General features: G+C 63.7%; 11 protein-coding genes. 1 reads left to right on the plus strand and 10 read right to left on the minus strand.

What is annotated here, in order from left to right; genetic code table 11:
- Nucleotides 1-58: 58 nt before the first annotated feature.
- From ABE456_RS05345 to pilM, 10 genes are all read right to left on the minus strand, one after another.
- Complete coding sequence (locus ABE456_RS05345; protein WP_003249156.1) at nt 59-1,477, minus strand: FAD-dependent oxidoreductase; 1,419 nt, start codon at nt 1,475-1,477, stop codon at nt 59-61.
- 106 nt (nt 1,478-1,583) lie between these two features.
- Nucleotides 1,584-6,029 carry a glutamate synthase large subunit gene (gene gltB, locus ABE456_RS05350; protein WP_346643029.1) on the minus strand — a complete coding sequence of 1,482 codons (4,446 nt, stop codon included), beginning with the start codon at nt 6,027-6,029 and terminating at the stop codon, nt 1,584-1,586.
- 19 nt (nt 6,030-6,048) lie between these two features.
- Nucleotides 6,049-6,273 carry a hypothetical protein gene (locus ABE456_RS05355; RefSeq protein WP_141729057.1) on the minus strand — a complete coding sequence of 75 codons (225 nt, stop codon included), beginning with the start codon at nt 6,271-6,273 and terminating at the stop codon, nt 6,049-6,051.
- A gap of 128 nt (nt 6,274-6,401) precedes the next feature.
- On the minus strand, nt 6,402-8,015 hold the full coding sequence (locus ABE456_RS05360) for an AAA family ATPase (RefSeq protein WP_346643030.1): 1,614 nt from the start codon (nt 8,013-8,015) through the stop codon (nt 6,402-6,404).
- A gap of 15 nt (nt 8,016-8,030) precedes the next feature.
- The gene (gene aroB, locus ABE456_RS05365; protein ID WP_346643031.1) at nt 8,031-9,128 is read right to left on the minus strand and encodes a 3-dehydroquinate synthase; all 1,098 of its coding nucleotides are present in this window, start codon (nt 9,126-9,128) and stop codon (nt 8,031-8,033) included.
- Nucleotides 9,129-9,225: 97 nt separating this feature from the next.
- Nucleotides 9,226-9,744, minus strand: coding sequence for a shikimate kinase AroK (aroK, locus tag ABE456_RS05370; protein ID WP_346643032.1), 519 nt, complete (start codon nt 9,742-9,744; stop codon nt 9,226-9,228).
- 4 nt (nt 9,745-9,748) lie between these two features.
- Nucleotides 9,749-11,017: a type IV pilus secretin PilQ family protein gene (locus ABE456_RS05375; protein WP_346643033.1), complete on the minus strand. Its 1,269-nt coding sequence runs from the start codon at nt 11,015-11,017 to the stop codon at nt 9,749-9,751.
- The gene (locus tag ABE456_RS05380) at nt 10,941-11,942 is read right to left on the minus strand and encodes a pilus assembly protein PilP (protein ID WP_346643111.1); all 1,002 of its coding nucleotides are present in this window, start codon (nt 11,940-11,942) and stop codon (nt 10,941-10,943) included. Before ABE456_RS05380 ends, ABE456_RS05375 begins: the two co-directional genes overlap by 77 nt.
- 11 nt (nt 11,943-11,953) lie before the next feature.
- On the minus strand, nt 11,954-12,490 hold the full coding sequence (locus ABE456_RS05385; RefSeq protein ID WP_346643034.1) for a PilN domain-containing protein: 537 nt from the start codon (nt 12,488-12,490) through the stop codon (nt 11,954-11,956).
- Nucleotides 12,487-13,368 (minus strand): pilus assembly protein PilM, encoded by an 882-nt coding sequence (pilM, locus tag ABE456_RS05390; RefSeq protein ID WP_346643035.1) that lies wholly within the window; start codon nt 13,366-13,368, stop codon nt 12,487-12,489. Before pilM ends, ABE456_RS05385 begins: the two co-directional genes overlap by 4 nt.
- Nucleotides 13,369-13,522: 154 nt before the next feature.
- Between pilM and ABE456_RS05395 the strand changes: the two genes are divergently transcribed.
- Nucleotides 13,523-15,976, plus strand: coding sequence for a penicillin-binding protein 1A (locus ABE456_RS05395; RefSeq protein ID WP_346643036.1), 2,454 nt, complete (start codon nt 13,523-13,525; stop codon nt 15,974-15,976).
- Nucleotides 15,977-15,989: the final 13 nt, after the last annotated feature.

The following is a 15,989-nucleotide window of genomic DNA, read 5'->3' on the forward strand; positions in this document are numbered from 1 at the left end:
GCTCCCACCGGTTCCGCGCGATTCCTGTAGGAGCGGGCTTGCCCGCGAATGCGAACTATCAGACTTCGAGATAGTCGAGGATACCCTCGGCAGCCGTACGGCCCTCGAAGATAGCCGTCACCACCAGGTCCGAACCGCGCACCATATCGCCACCGGCAAACACTTTCGGGTTGCTGGTCTGGTGCTTGAACTTGCCCTTCTCCGGCGCCACTACACGGCCCTGGCTGTCCAGCTGGATACCATGCTGCTCGAACCACGGTGCCGGGCTCGGGCGGAAGCCGAAGGCGATCACCACGGCATCGGCCGGCAGGATCTCTTCGGAACCCGGGATCGGCTCGGGGCTACGGCGGCCACGGGCATCCGGCTCACCCAGGCGGGTCTCCACCACTTTGACGCCTTCGACCTTGTCCTCGCCGACAATGGCGATAGGCTGGCGGTTGTAGAGGAACTTCACGCCCTCTTCCTTGGCGTTCTTCACCTCTTTGCGCGAACCCGGCATGTTGGCTTCGTCACGGCGATAAGCACAGGTCACGGCTTTGGCGCCCTGGCGGATCGAGGTGCGGTTGCAGTCCATCGCAGTGTCGCCACCGCCCAGTACCACGACCTTCTTGCCCTGCATGTCGACGAAGTCTTCCGGCGACTTCTCGAAGCCCAGGTTGCGGTTGACGTTGGCGATCAGGAAGTCCAGCGCGTCATGCACGCCCGGCAGGTCCTCGCCCGGGAAGCCGCCCTTCATGTAGGTGTAGGTACCCATGCCCATGAACACTGCGTCGTACTCGGCGAGCAGTTGTTCCATGGTCACGTCCTTGCCCACCTCGGTGTTCAGGCGGAACTCGATGCCCATGCCGGTGAACACTTCGCGGCGGTTGCTGAGCACGGTCTTTTCCAGCTTGAACTCGGGGATGCCAAAGGTCAGCAGGCCGCCGATTTCCGGGTTCTTGTCGAACACCACCGGGGTCACACCTGCGCGCACCAGCACATCAGCGCAGCCCAAGCCGGCCGGGCCGGCGCCGATGATGGCGACGCGCTTGCCGGTTGGCTTGACCTTGGACATGTCCGGGCGCCAGCCCATGGCAAAGGCAGTGTCAGTGATGTACTTCTCCACCGAGCCGATGGTCACCGCGCCGAAGCCGTCGTTCAGGGTGCAGGCACCCTCGCACAGGCGGTCCTGCGGGCACACGCGGCCGCACACTTCCGGCAGGGTGTTGGTCTGGTGCGACAGCTCCGCCGCGGCCAGGATGTTGCCTTCGGAAACCAGCTTCAACCAGTTGGGGATGAAGTTGTGTACCGGGCACTTCCACTCGCAATACGGGTTACCGCAGCCCAGGCAGCGGTGTGCCTGCTCCACGGACTGCTGCGGCTTGAACGGCTCGTAGATTTCCACGAACTCCTTCTTGCGCTGGCGCAGCAGCTTTTTCTTCGGGTCCTTGCGGCCCACTTCGATGAACTGGAAGTCGTTGTTCAGACGTTCAGCCATTTTTCAAAACCTCTTTACCGCAGTTGCCAGCCTCAGGCTGCAAGCTGCAAGACGATCACTTGAGCACGACGGGCCCCGCGCACGGGGCCGTCACTTGCAGCTGTACTTACTGCGGGTTGGCACGGGTGCTGGACAACAGTTGCTTCAGGTTGGCCGCCTTCGGCTTGACCAGCCAGAAGCGCCGCACATAGTCGTCCAGGTTCTCCGAGAGCTCACGCCCCCACTCGCTGCCGGTCTCTTCCACATACTCGGCAAGGACCCGCGCCAAGTGGCTGCGGTAGGCCTCCATCGCTTCACCACTGATACGCTGGATTTCCACCAGTTCGTGGTTGAGCTTGTCGACGAAGCTGTTGTCCATGTCGAGCACGTAGGCGAAGCCGCCAGTCATGCCAGAGCCGAAGTTGTAACCGGTCTTGCCCAGCACGCAGACAAAGCCGCCGGTCATGTATTCACAGCAGTGATCGCCAGTGCCCTCGACAACAGCGTGGGCGCCGGAGTTACGCACAGCGAAGCGCTCGCCCGCAGTACCCGCGGCAAACAGCTTGCCGCCAGTGGCACCGTACAGGCAGGTGTTGCCGACGATGGCGCTGTGCTGGGTGGCGAACGGGCTGCCGGCTGGCGGCACGATGGTGACCTTGCCACCGGTCATGCCCTTGCCGACGTAGTCGTTGGCGTCGCCTTCCAGGTGCAGGTTCAGGCCTCCGGCGTTCCACACGCCGAAGCTCTGGCCAGCAGTGCCTTTGAAGCGGAAGGTGATTGGCGCCGCGGCCATACCCTGGTTGCCGTGCAGGCGAGCGATTTCACCCGACACGCGCGCACCGATGGAACGGTCGCAGTTGCAGATGTCGAGGCTGAACTCGCCACCGGCCTGGTCGCGAATGGCCGGCATGGCCATGTCCACCATCTTCTCGGCCAGCTCGCCCTGGTCGAACGGCGGGTTCTTGTCGACTTCGCAGAACTGCGGCTTGTCGGCCGGAATGTGCGAGCTGCCCAGCAGCGGCGACAGGTCCAGGTACTGCTGGCGCTCGGTGTCGCCTGGCAGCACGTCGAGCAGGTCAGTGCGGCCGATCAGCTCGCCGAGGCTGCGCACGCCCAGCTTGGCCAGCCACTCACGGGTCTCTTCGGCGACGAAGGTGAAGAAGTTGATCACCATGTCGACGGTGCCGATGTAGTGGTCCTTGCGCAGCTTGTCGTTCTGCGTGGCCACGCCGGTGGCGCAGTTGTTCAGGTGGCAGATGCGCAGGTACTTGCAGCCCAGGGCGATCATGGGTGCGGTGCCGAAGCCGAAGCTTTCGGCGCCGAGGATGGCCGCCTTGATCACGTCCAGGCCGGTTTTCAGGCCGCCGTCGGTCTGTACCCGTACCTTGCCACGCAGGTCGTTGCCGCGCAGGGTCTGGTGGGTTTCAGCCAGGCCCAGTTCCCACGGGGCGCCGGCGTACTTGATCGAGGTCAGCGGCGAAGCGCCGGTACCACCGTCGTAACCAGAGATGGTGATCAGGTCGGCATAGGCCTTGGCCACGCCAGCGGCGATGGTGCCCACGCCGGCTTCTGCCACCAGCTTGACCGATACCAGCGCCTGCGGGTTGACCTGCTTGAGGTCGTAGATCAGCTGGGCCAGGTCTTCGATCGAGTAGATGTCGTGGTGCGGCGGTGGCGAGATCAGGGTCACACCCGGCACGGCGTAGCGCAGCTTGGCGATCAGGCCGTTGACCTTGCCGCCCGGCAGCTGGCCGCCTTCGCCAGGCTTGGCGCCCTGGGCAACCTTGATCTGCAGCACTTCGGCGTTGACCAGGTACTCCGGGGTCACGCCAAAGCGACCGGTGGCCACCTGCTTGATCTTCGAGCTACGGATGGTGCCGTAGCGCGACGGGTCTTCACCGCCCTCACCGGAGTTGGAGCGTGCGCCCAGGCGGTTCATGGCCTCGGCCAGTGCTTCATGGGCCTCTGGCGATAGCGCGCCCAGCGAGATACCGGCGGAGTCGAAGCGCTTGAGGATCGCTTCCAGCGGTTCGATCTGATCCAGCGGCAGGGCCTCATCGGCCACTTTCACCTTCAGCAGGTCACGGATCATCGACACCGGGCGCTGGTCGACCAGCGTGGTGTATTCCTTGAACTTGGCATAGTCGCCCTGCTGCACGGCGGCTTGCAGGGTGTTGACCACGTCCGGGTTGTAAGCGTGGTACTCGCCACCGTGGACGAACTTCAGCAAGCCACCTTGCTGGATCGGCTTGCGTGCGCTCCAGGCCTCGGCTGCCAGCAGCTTCTGGTCGCTTTCCAGGTCTTCGAAACGCGCACCCTTGATACGGCTGGACACACCCTTGAAGCTCAAGCCGACCACTTCCTCGGCCAGGCCGATGGCTTCGAACAGCTGCGCACCACGGTACGAGGCAATGGTGGAGATACCCATCTTCGACAGGATCTTCAGCAGGCCCTTGGAGATGCCTTTGCGGTAGTACTTGAAGACTTCATCCAGGTCGCCCAGTACTTCGCCGGTGCGGATCAGGTCTGCCAGTACTTCATAAGCCAGGTACGGGTAAACGGCCGAGGCGCCGAAGCCCAGCAGCACAGCGAAGTGGTGCGGGTCACGGGCGGTGGCGGTTTCCACCAGGATGTTGCTGTCGCAACGCAGGCCCTGCTCGGTCAGGCGGTGGTGCACTGCACCAACGGCCAGCGAAGCGTGCACCGGCAGCTTGCCCGGGGCGATGTAGCGGTCGCTCAGCACCAACTGGGTCTTGCCCGCACGCACGGCTTCTTCAGCCTGGTCGGCGATGTTGCGGATGGCCGCTTCCAGGCCGACGCTCTGCTCATAGTTGAGGTCGATCAGCTGGCGGTCGAAGCCTTCGCGCTCCAGGTTCATCAGCGAACGCCACTTGGCGGGCGAGATCACCGGCGAACTGAGGATTACCCGCGAAGCGTGCTCCGGGGACTCCTGGAAGATGTTGCGCTCGGCACCCAGGCAGATTTCCAGCGACATGACGATCGCTTCGCGCAGCGGGTCGATCGGCGGGTTGGTCACCTGGGCGAACTGCTGGCGGAAGAAGTCGTACGGCGAACGCACGCGCTGCGACAGCACAGCCATCGGCGTGTCGTCACCCATCGAACCAACGGCTTCCTGGCCCTGCTCACCCAGTGGGCGCAGCACCTGGTCACGCTCTTCGAAGGTGACCTGGAACATCTTCATGTATTGCTTGAGCTGGTCAGCATCGTAGCTGGCCACACCCTGGTCGTCGGTCAGCGTCGCCTGGATGCGCGTGGCGTGCTGACGTAGCCAGCGCTTGTACGGGTGGCGCGACTTCAGGCGGTTGTCGATGGCGTCGGTGTCGAGGATCTGCCCGGTTTCGGTGTCCACGGCAAGGATCTGGCCCGGGCCGACACGGCCCTTGGCCAGTACTTCCTCAGGCTGGTAGCCCCATACGCCGATTTCCGAGGCGATGGTGATGTAGCCGTTGGTGGTAGTCACCCAGCGCGCCGGGCGCAGGCCGTTGCGGTCGAGCAGGCACACCGCGTGGCGGCCTTCGGTCATGACGATACCGGCCGGGCCGTCCCACGGCTCCATGTGCATGGAGTTGTATTCGTAGAAGGCACGCAGGTCGGCATCCATGGTCTCGACGTTCTGCCAGGCTGGCGGTACCAGCATGCGCACGCCACGGAACAGGTCGATGCCGCCGGTAACCATCAGCTCCAGCATGTTGTCCATGCTCGAGGAGTCGGAACCGACGCGGTTGACCAGCGGGCCGAGCTCTTCGAGGTCGGGGATCTGGTCGTTGGCGAACTTGGTGCGACGGGCCATGGCCCAGTTGCGGTTGCCGGTGATGGTGTTGATCTCGCCGTTGTGGGCGAGGAAGCGGAACGGCTGCGCCAGCGGCCATTTCGGCAGGGTGTTGGTGGAGAAGCGCTGGTGGAACACGCAGATAGCGGTTTGCAGGCGCTCGTCACCCAGGTCTGGGTAGAACGCCGCGAGATCGCGCGGCATCATCAGGCCTTTGTAGATGATGGTCTTGTGCGAGAAGCTGCAGATGTAGTGGTCGGCGTCGTGGGCGTTGGCCACGGACGAACGGCGACGGGCACTGAACAGCTTGATGGCGAATTCCTGGTCGCTCAGGCCTTCACCGCCGATGAACACCTGCTCGATCTGCGGCAGGCGCTCCAGGGCCAGGCGGCCGAGCACGCTGGTGTCGATCGGCACCTTGCGCCAGCCGACCAGCTTCAGGCCAGCGGCGAGGATCTCGCGGTCCATGTTGGCGCGGGCGGCTTCGGCTTTGACCGGGTCCTGGTTGAAGAACACCATGCCGACGGCGTACTGCTTGGGCAGCTCGACGGCGAAGTGCTCCTGGGCCACGGCACGCAGGAATTGATCGGGCTTCTGCATGAGCAGACCGCAACCGTCACCGGTCTTGCCGTCGGCGTTGATGCCGCCGCGGTGGGTCATGCAAGTCAACGCCTGCATGGCGGTTTGCAGAAGGTGGTGGCTCGGTTCACCCGTCATATGGGCGATCAGGCCAAAACCACAGTTGTCCTTGAATTCTTCGGGATGGTACAGACCTGTTTTCATAGACACATTCTCACCAGGTTCACCTCTCAACGGAGGCAAATCTCTTTTTTAACAACCACTTACCATCCACGCCGATCAAACGCCAGCTTTTTTGCGGTGGCCATGGAAAACCATTGTTGCACAGCGACAGCGATGCCCACAAATTTTCATGTCTCACCATTGAAAATTTATGTCGCAATTTTGAATGTTTTTGCGCCATGCGCCGTGATAGCGGCTTGGCTTGAGTCTGAAGCGTTTCAGCCATGACTGCAACTAGGGGCTTGTGGCCGGCAGTCTGGGACAGAAAAGCCTGCCGCGCTCAGGCGCAGCAGGCTAGTCGAATGTCGTTATCGCTCAGCAACTGGGCGGCGGGGTGGTGCCGCCCGGCAGGTATCAGCGGGCCGAGGCCAGCTCTTGTTGGACGCTGGCGACGGTACGTGGCCAAGGTTTACCAGCCTGGACCTTCGCTGGCAAGTTCTTGATTGCCGCAACCGCTGCATCGCGGCTGGCGAAGCTACCGTAAGTGACTACGTACAGCGGCTTGCCCTGCAAGTTTTTCTTGAAGTAGCGATAGTCGCCACCCTGGGCCTTGACGAACGCCTGGGCCGAAGCTTCGGAGCTGGTACCGAGGATCTGCACCACGTAATTGCCCGGCTTTTGCCCAGAGTACCAGCCACCATTACCGCTGCCAGCAGCCGCAGGCTTCTCGGCAGGCTTGGCTACCGGCTTGGCCACCGCGACTTGAGTCGGCGCTGGTGCAGGCTTGGCTGGCGCAACCGGTTTGGCTGGCTGGGTTGCGACAGGTTTTGGCGCAGGCGCAACCGGCTGCACTGGCTGAGCAGGTGCACTGGCTACTGGCTGGGCCGGCGCAGGTGCCGGGCCAGCCGGCACGCCTTGCGGCGGCGCGATGGTGGTCACGGTTGGCGGCGGGTTGCCAGGCTGCAGTGCGGTGTCGCCCGCCGGGCTGCCTTCTTCACCCTCGCCCATGCCTGCGGCCTGGGCCAACGGTTCGCGCATCACCGGCTGCGACTGGCCAACCAGTGGCAACGGCATCGGCTGCGACGAGCCAGAGAACTCGATGTTAGCCCCCTGCTTGCCCTCGCCAAGCGGCAGCTGGGCCTGGGCAGCTGGCGCCTCAGCCGGTGCCTTGTCGCCTTTCTTGGGCATCAACACCGCAGCCGCAACGGCGACCACGACCACAGCGGACAGCGCGAGCACATGTTTTTTAGGCATCTTGAACCCCATGGATGGTCGCTTGGCCGTTGTACGGCTGGCGATCATGGCTTCGATCAAAGTGTCACGGGCGACCTGGTTGATGTTGCCAGGCCAGCCGTCGGAGTTTTCATGGATATCGGCGATCTGTTCACGGCTGAACACCTCGATGCCCCGGCCAGCCCCTTCCAGGCGCTGCTCCAGGTACTCGCGGGTTTCTTCTTCACTGTAGGGGGCAAGTTCGATGATGTGGAAGCGTTCTTCCTCGACATTGAGCTCATCCAGCCCGGCAATCAGCGAAGGCTCACCAAACAGGAACACATGCGGGCGCCCTTCCGGTACCCCCGCCGCCAACTCCAGCAACGCTTGGAGTGCCGACTCGTCGAGTTGTTCCGCATCGTCCACCAGCAAATACACTTCCTGCCCGGTCAGTGCCAGCTGCACCACCCTGGACAGGATCGCCTGCATTTCAGCCTGGGCGACGTCCAGCTCCTGCGCAACCTGGGCAAGCATACTGGAAGCATCGCTGGCACTGCGGGCAGACACCACCACGCTTTGCACAGCCTGCTTGTTGGTGCTGGCTACCAGGGCCTGGCGCAGCAGCGACTTGCCACTGCCCAACGGCCCGCTGACAACCAGCATCAACTGGCTGTAGCGCGCCAGGTGGTGCAGCTGGCCAAGCACGGGCTTGCGCTGGGCCGGGAAGAACTTGAAGCCGGGCACGCGGGGCGCGAACGGATCGTGGCTCAACTGGTAATGGTCGAGAAAGGCCTCATCGGCATGCAAACTGGTCATTGCGCTGTCACAACCTCAAAGCTGGGCCACGATCGCGCGGTAATCCGCCGACAGCGTGGCCTGTAGAATCTCTTTCGGATAGTCGTCGGTCACCACGGCCTCGCCCATCTGGCGCAGCAGCACCAGACGCAGACGACCGTCGAGCACCTTCTTGTCGACCGCCATGTGCTCCATGAAATGCGCCGGGGTCATTTCCTGTGGTGGCACCACCGGCAAACCTGCGTCCTGCAACAGGCGGATTCCGCGATCGCGCTCGACCTGGTCGATCCAGCCAAGGCGCATGGACATTTCCAGGGCCATTACCGTGCCCGCCGCCACGGCTTCGCCGTGCAGCCACACGCCATAGCCCATGTGGGTCTCGATGGCATGCCCAAAGGTATGCCCCAGGTTCAGCGTGGCCCGTACGCCAGACTCGCGCTCGTCGGCACCCACCACGGCAGCCTTGGCTGCGCAGGAGCGGCGGATAGCTTCGGTCAGGGCCACCGAGTCGAGGGCACGCAGGGCCTGCATATTGTCTTCGAGCCAGGCGAGGAACGGTTTGTCGCAGATCAGGCCGTACTTGATCACTTCGGCCAGGCCAGCCGACAGCTCGCGCGCAGGCAAGGTCTTCAGGCTGGTGGTGTCGATCAGCACCGCATTGGGCTGGTAGAAGGCACCGACCATGTTCTTGCCCAACGGGTGGTTGATGCCGGTTTTGCCGCCCACCGAGGAATCGACCTGCGACAACAAGGTGGTCGGCACCTGGATGAAGTCGACACCGCGCTGGTAGCAGGCGGCGGCGAAGCCGGCCATGTCACCGATCACGCCGCCGCCCAGGGCAACCACGGTGGTGCGACGGTCATGCCGGGCCGTCAGCAGGCCATCGAAGATCAGTTGCAGGGTTTCCCAGTTCTTGTGGGCTTCGCCATCGGGCAATACCACCGGCAGCACCGAGTAGGCCCCGAGGGTCTTGCTCAGGCGCTCGAGATACAGGGGCGCGACGGTCTCGTTGGAAACGATGGCGACCTGCCGCCCGGCAATGTGCGGCGCCAGCAGCTCGGGCTGGTCCAGCAGGCCTTCGCCAATGTAGATCGGGTAGCTACGCTCGCCCAGGTCGACCTTTAGTGTCTGCATGTATCCCCACAATGTACTTGGGCGCGGCGCCGTTCGGGCGACCTGCGCGGTAACGTTGAACCTCGCCTCGGCGCTGGTGGCCGAGAATAGTCCCGGGTTAACGGGGCGGCAACTGCTGCAGGCGCTCGAGAATATCGATCACCACCATGCGTGGCGGCCGCTCGTCGGTTTCCACCACTACGTCGGCGATCTCGCGGTAGAGCGGGTCGCGGGTTTCCAGCAGGGCGCGCAGGGTCGCCTCGGGGTTGGCGGTGCGCAGCAGCGGGCGATTGCGGTCGCGCGCGGTACGGCCAACCTGCTGTTCCACCGAGGCATGCAGGTAAATCACCCGGCCACCCTGGTGCAGCGCCTGACGGTTGGCTTCGCGCATGACCGCGCCACCACCGGTGGCCAGGACCACGCCATCAAGTGCGCACAGCTCGGCAATCATCGCCTGCTCGCGATCACGGAAACCCGGCTCGCCTTCCTTGTCGAAAATCCACGGGATGTTGGCGCCGCATCGCAGTTCGATTTCCTTGTCGGAATCCTTGAACAGCAGGCGCAGCTCTTTGGCCAATAGGCGTCCAATGGTGCTTTTTCCAGCGCCCATGGGCCCCACAAGTATCAAATTTCGCACAGAATCAACGACTCACAGCAATCGCCTGGTCACTCATGATACGCGGAGTCAGGAAGACCAGCAGCTCGGATTTTTTCTCTTGTAATGCATCGCGTCGAAACAGCCGCCCAACATACGGCAGATCGCCGAAAAATGGCACCTTGTCGACCACATTGTTTTGCGAAGTCGAGTAGACGCCACCGATCACGATCGTTTCGCCGTCAGCCACGCGAACCTTGGCATTGACCTCGTTCTTGCGGATCGGCGGTACGTTGTTCAAGGCATTGACGTAGTCCGGCTCGTCCTTGGTCACCCTGACGGCCATGATTACCTTGTTGTCCGGGGTGATCTGCGGGGTTACCTCCAGCGACAGCGAGGCTTCGCGGAAAGCAACCGACGTGGCGCCGCTCTGGCTGGTTTCCTGGTATGGCACCTCGGTGCCCTTGAGGATCCTGGCCGTTTCCTTGTCCGCTGTAACCACCTTGGGCTGCGAGATGATCTCGCCATTGCCGCTTTTTTCCATGGCACTGAGCTCAAGGTCGAGCAGCACGTCCCCGCGCAGCAGGCCCAGGCCGATGCTGCTAGCAGCGCGCTCCACCCCGAGGTCGACGAACAGCTCCTTGCCCAGGCGCGGACTCTCCCCGTACAAAGGCCCGCCCCAGCGGACCCCCAGGCTCCTCTCGTAATCGACGTTGGCCTCGACAATACGCGCCTCGATCGCCACCTGGCGTACAGGCACATCCAGCTGTGCCACCAACTGCCGCAACTCGGCAAGCCGGTCGGCAGGCTGGTACACCACCAGGGTATTGGTGCGCTCATCGACACTCAGGCTGCCCCGCCCGGCCAGGGTGCCGTCATCCGCCAGGCTCGCCCGCAACAACTCCGCCAGCTCGGCGGCCTTGGCGTGGTGGATGGGCAGCAGTTCCCGACGCAACGGTTGCAGCTGCGCGCCCAGCGCCTGGCCCACGCGGGTATCGAACGGCTGCGCGGCAAACTCCGCTGCAGGTGCCACCAGCAGCACATTGCCGTCCTGGCGACGGGCCAAGCCCTTGCTGTGCAGCACCAGGTCAAGGGCCTGGTCCCACGGCACATCCTGCAAGCGCAAGGTGACACGACCCTGTACCGCATCACTGGCAACCAGGTTGACGCCAGCATAGTCGGCCAGCACCTGCAGCACCGAACGCACCTCCACATCCTGGAAGTTCAGCGACAGGGGCTCACCCTGATAGGGCGTCGCCGAGGCCAACGGGATCGACAGCAGCGCTGCCAGCGCCCACTTCATCAATGTTTTCATCCTGCTCCAGGGCCTCCTTGCCCAAGCGCTTTGCAAGGTTGATGAACGCCGTGCGTTCATGCCACAACCCCGCCATGAACAGCCGTTCGCGTACTTCGACCTGGCGTTGATCAACCCGCACCACCACACCCTGGTCGCGCCCGACCCGATCGCCCGGGCGCACACGATGGAGCCTGCCAGCCGCCATCAGCAGTGCTTCATGCACTGCCCCACGCGACAGGCTGCCGACCATTTCCAGCTGCACCAACGGCACACTGGCCAGCCCGGAGTTCGCCAATCGGGCCGCCCCAGGCGCAAATGGGTCGACCGCAGGCGCTGCCGTTGCGGCCCTGGCCGGCATCCGTGCAAGCACAGCCGGTGCCGGCATGGGCGCAGATGCCTGGAAGGCATCGACATGCAACTGCAGGCGCAGCAGCCCCGGCTGGGCATCGGCGGCAGTCAGGCTCATGTCACCGCTTTGCAGTACACGCACCTGGCCCAACCAGTCGTCCAGCCACTGGCGCAAGGCTGCATAACGCCCTACCACCTGCAGCTGCAGCGGCACTTTGCGAAAACCGGCCTGTTGCTGCTCTTCATGCACATCGAGCCGCTCTATCAGCAAGCCATGGGCATGCCCAGAGGCTGCCAGGCGGTCGAGCAAGTCACTCATGCCCTCCCCGGCCGCCAGTTGCCACTGCGCTTCCTGCAACCGCTGCTCAGCAGCAGCCAGCACCCCCTGAAGCTCCTGCAGCTCGGCCAGTTTCCTCATGCCAGCTGAATGCTGTTCGCCCAAGTCGGCGTGCCTGGCATCCGCCTGCGCCTGCTGCTGAAACACTGCCGGCAAGCGCATGGCGCAGCCCAGGCCGAACACCACCATGGCCAACAGCACTGGCGCCAGCCGCCTGAAACGACTGGAATGCTCGGCAACTGCCAGCCAGGTGAGGATCGCCGCTACATTCACGACCAGAACGCCGAAACACGCGCGCTCAGCAAAAACTCATCGCCGCCCGGCAGGCTCCTGATGCGCTTGAGTTCCAGGCCAAGCAAAGCACTCGATCGATCCAGGTCACGCATGAACTGAGCAACCAGTGCGCCGGACTCGGCCAACCCAGTCACTTGCAGACGGCCGCTATCAAGGGTGAGGTCAAGCAGCTGAATCCCCACTGGCAATGCCCCCTCAAGGTCAGCGAACACACCCGGCAGAACGCCCTGATGGGCCTGCAAGGCCTCCAACTCCTTCGCGCGGGTGAGCAACGCTTCATGCTGCGCACGCACATCGGCCAGCGGCTGCAATTGGGCGCTCAGCTGTTCGAGGGCTGCCTGGTACTGGGTATTGGCCAATGCCTGCTGCTGCCCGCGCTGGCGGGCCAACTGGTCGACCAGCGTCACAGCGCACAGCGCCAGCAGCGCACTGGCAACCAACTGGCGACGAAAACGCCGCAGCGCCGCCTGACGTTGCCGCTCACGCCAGGGCAGAAGGTTGAGCCGTATCATGGGCGCAACCCTCCAATTGCCAGGGCGCAAGCCAGAAGCATCGAGCCATCGGCGTGCTCAAGGCCCGCCACGCCGGGCAGTTGCCGACACGGCACGTTCAAGCGGGTGCCAAGGTTTTGCAACCAGCCCAGGTCGATCGACGAACTGCTGGCAATCCACAGGCCCGAAGGCAAGTGCTGGTCGGCCAGCAACGCGTGCAGGCGCTCTGGCAACTGCGCTGTCAAATTCAACCCCTGCAGCTGCAGTTCACGGCGCTGGTACGGCCGGCCCGGTTGCCAATCATAGAGGGTCGCGCCGTGGGCTTCGACACGCAACAGTGCCGACCCCTGAAGGCCACCCTGCGGCAACATGCGGCACAGGGCAATGTTGTCGACCTCGACCGCCTCCAGCTGCAAGCCGGCTTGCTCGACGACTGTTTCCAGCAACGCCAGCGCACTCTGTCGACAGGCAGCGACCATTACCTCGGAGCAACCCGGTTGAACGCTTGAAGCCCCCATGACCTGAAAATCCAGGGCCAGGTCTTCCAGCGGGAATGGAAACAACCGTTCAGCATCGGCCAGCAACTGCGCCTCCATTTCCGCCCCGCCCTGTGCCACTGGCAGGTGGCACAGCTTGCAGATCACCTGGTTGGCCGGCAGTGCCAGCGCTACCCGACGCTGCCTGAGGCCGCTGCGCCGATAGGCGCGCTGCAATGCAGCCGCCACCAAGGCAGGCTCATTTACCCAGTCATTGCCAGCTGGCGGCTCGAAGGGTTCTTGTGCCGAACCAAGCACCCTGCAGCGTCGGTTGCGCCGCTGCAGTTGCACAATTCGAACGGCATCAGGGGCGATTTCCACCCCCACGAGTGAACCGGCATCCTTGCCGAAGCGTCCTAACATCGCGGCTTCCTTGTTGTCTGTCGCAGCTGCCCATCAAGGCGACGGGCAGCCTGGCCGGTAACCCGGAGAGGCGAAAAAATGCTTATAATGCCCAGCGTTTTTTGGTCCGCCGGACCTGCGTGCAATCCACTCCCAACCTGGACACCGAAAAGCCTTGATACGTCTGCTGAAGTTCTTCTGGTGGTCTTCCGTCGCAGTCATTTGCGCGCTCGTACTCGGTGTGAGCGGTGCGTTTCTGTATCTTAGCCCCAGCCTTCCCTCGGTCGAGTCGCTCAGAAGCATCCAGTTGCAGATCCCCCTCAGGGTGTACAGCAGCGACGGCAAGCTGATTGCCGAATTCGGCGAAATGCGCCGCTCGCCGATCCGTTTCGCGGAAATTCCGCCACAGTTCATTCAGGCGCTTCTGTCAGCCGAGGACGACAATTTCCTCAACCACTACGGTGTTGACCCCAGCAGCCTGATGCGCGCCGCGACCCAGCTGGTGAAAACCGGGCACATCCAGACCGGCGGCAGCACCATCACCATGCAGGTGGCGAAGAACTTCTTCCTCACCAGCGAGCGCAGCTTCTCGCGCAAGACCAACGAAATCTTGCTGGCCCTGCAGATCGAACGTGAGCTGACCAAGGACGAAATCCTCGAGCTGTACGTAAACAAGATCTACCTGGGCAACCGCGCCTATGGCATCGATGCCGCCGCGCAGGTGTACTACGGCAAGTCGATCCGCGATGTAAGCCTGGCGCAGATGGCGATGATCGCTGGCCTGCCCAAGGCACCGTCGCGCTTCAACCCGCTGGCCAACCCGGTGCGCGCCAAAGAGCGCCGCGACTGGATCCTCGGTCGCATGTACAAGTTGGGCAAGATCGACCAGGCCAGCTACGAGGCCGCCCTGGCCGAGCCGCTCAATGCCAGCTACCACGTGCCGACGCCTGAGGTGAATGCGCCTTACATCGCCGAAATGGCCCGTGCCGAAATGGTCGGCCGCTACGGCAGCGATGCCTACACCGAAGGCTTCCGCGTCACTACCACAGTGCCCAGCGACATGCAGGAGATGGCCAACAAGGCTGTCCTCAACGGGCTGTCCGACTACGACGAACGCCACGGCTACCGTGGCCCCGAAGCACGCTTCCCGGGGCGCACCCAGGCAGCCTGGCTGCAGGAGCTGGGCAAGCAGCGCACCCTTGGCGGCCTGGAACCCGCCATCGTCACCCAGGTTGAAAAAACCGGCCTCAAGGTGCTGACCCGTAGCGGCCAGCAAGAACTGGTCGCCTGGGACACGATGAAATGGGCCCGCCCGTTCATCAACAGCAACTCCCAGGGCCGCGCCCCACAATCGCCGGCAGATGTGGCACAGGTCGGCGACCTGGTGCGCCTGCAGCGCCTGGAGGATGGCAAGCTCAAGTTCAGCCAGGTGCCGGGGGCGCAAAGCGCGCTGGTTACCCTCGACCCCTATAACGGCGCCATTCGTGCACTGGTCGGCGGCTTCTCGTTCGAACAGAGCAATTACAACCGCGCCATGCAGGCCAAGCGCCAGCCGGGTTCGAGCTTCAAGCCGTTCATCTACAGCGCCGCCCTGGACAGCGGCTACACCGCGTCCAGCCTGGTCAACGATGCGCCGATCGTGTTCGTCGACGAGTACCTGGACAAGGTCTGGCGGCCGAAGAACGACACCAACACCTTCCTGGGCCCGATCCGCATGCGCGAGGCGCTGTACAAGTCGCGCAACCTGGTGTCGATCCGCCTGCTACAGGCCATGGGCGTGGACCGCACCATCGACTACATCGCCAAGTTCGGCTTCAACAAGCAAGACTTGCCACGCAACCTGTCGCTGGCCCTGGGCACCGCCACCCTGACCCCAATGGAAATCGCCACTGGCTGGAGCACCTTTGCCAACGGCGGCTACAAGATCAACCCGTACCTGATCGACCGTATCGAAAGCCGCAGCGGCGAAACGCTGTTCACCGCCAACCCGGCTCGCGTACCGCAAGGTGCCCAGGACCAGGCTGGCCTGGCCGCCCCTGAGCAGCCGATCAGCACTGCAGCCATGCCAGGCGAGGCACCCTCTGCCTTCAGCGAGGTAGCAGCCGCACCGCAGGCGCCGGCAGTGGCCGAACAGATCATCGACGGGCGCACCACCTACATCCTCACCAGCATGCTGCAGGACGTAATCAAGCGTGGTACCGGCCGCCGGGCACTGGCCCTGGGCCGTACCGACCTGGCGGGCAAGACCGGTACCACCAACGAGTCCAAGGACGCCTGGTTCTCCGGCTACAACGCCGATTACGTGACCACTGTGTGGGTTGGCTTCGACCAGCCGGAAACCCTCGGCCGTCGCGAGTACGGCGGCACTGTGGCGCTGCCGATCTGGATGACTTTCATGGGCGCTGCGCTCAAGGACAAGCCTGCGCATGCACCTGCAGAGCCAGAAGGCATCCTCAGCCTGCGCGTCGACCCGGTTAGCGGCCGCGCCGCCTCGCCGAGCACGCCGAATGCCTACTTCGAGCTGTTCAAGGCCGAAGACTCGCCGCCATCGGTGGATGAGCTGGGCAACGGCGCGGCACCGGGCAGCCCGCTGCCAGCCGACGAAGCAGCGCCGATGGATCTGTTCTGAGGCAGGGTGCCTG

It is taken from the genome of Pseudomonas sp. TWI929 (assembly GCF_039673335.1).
Classification (GTDB): Bacteria; Pseudomonadota; Gammaproteobacteria; order Pseudomonadales; family Pseudomonadaceae; genus Aquipseudomonas.

Coding starts and splice junctions, on each gene's coding strand:
- ABE456_RS05345 (WP_003249156.1), bottom strand. CDS start 1,477: ATGGCTGAACGTCTGAACAACGACTTCCAGTTCATCGAAGTGGGCCGC.
- gltB (WP_346643029.1), bottom strand. CDS start 6,029: ATGAAAACAGGTCTGTACCATCCCGAAGAATTCAAGGACAACTGTGGT.
- ABE456_RS05355 (WP_141729057.1), bottom strand. CDS start 6,273: ATGGCTGAAACGCTTCAGACTCAAGCCAAGCCGCTATCACGGCGCATG.
- ABE456_RS05360 (WP_346643030.1), bottom strand. CDS start 8,015: ATGACCAGTTTGCATGCCGATGAGGCCTTTCTCGACCATTACCAGTTG.
- aroB (WP_346643031.1), bottom strand. CDS start 9,128: ATGCAGACACTAAAGGTCGACCTGGGCGAGCGTAGCTACCCGATCTAC.
- ABE456_RS05375 (WP_346643033.1), bottom strand. CDS start 11,017: ATGAAAACATTGATGAAGTGGGCGCTGGCAGCGCTGCTGTCGATCCCG.
- ABE456_RS05385 (WP_346643034.1), bottom strand. CDS start 12,490: ATGATACGGCTCAACCTTCTGCCCTGGCGTGAGCGGCAACGTCAGGCG.
- pilM (WP_346643035.1), bottom strand. CDS start 13,368: ATGTTAGGACGCTTCGGCAAGGATGCCGGTTCACTCGTGGGGGTGGAA.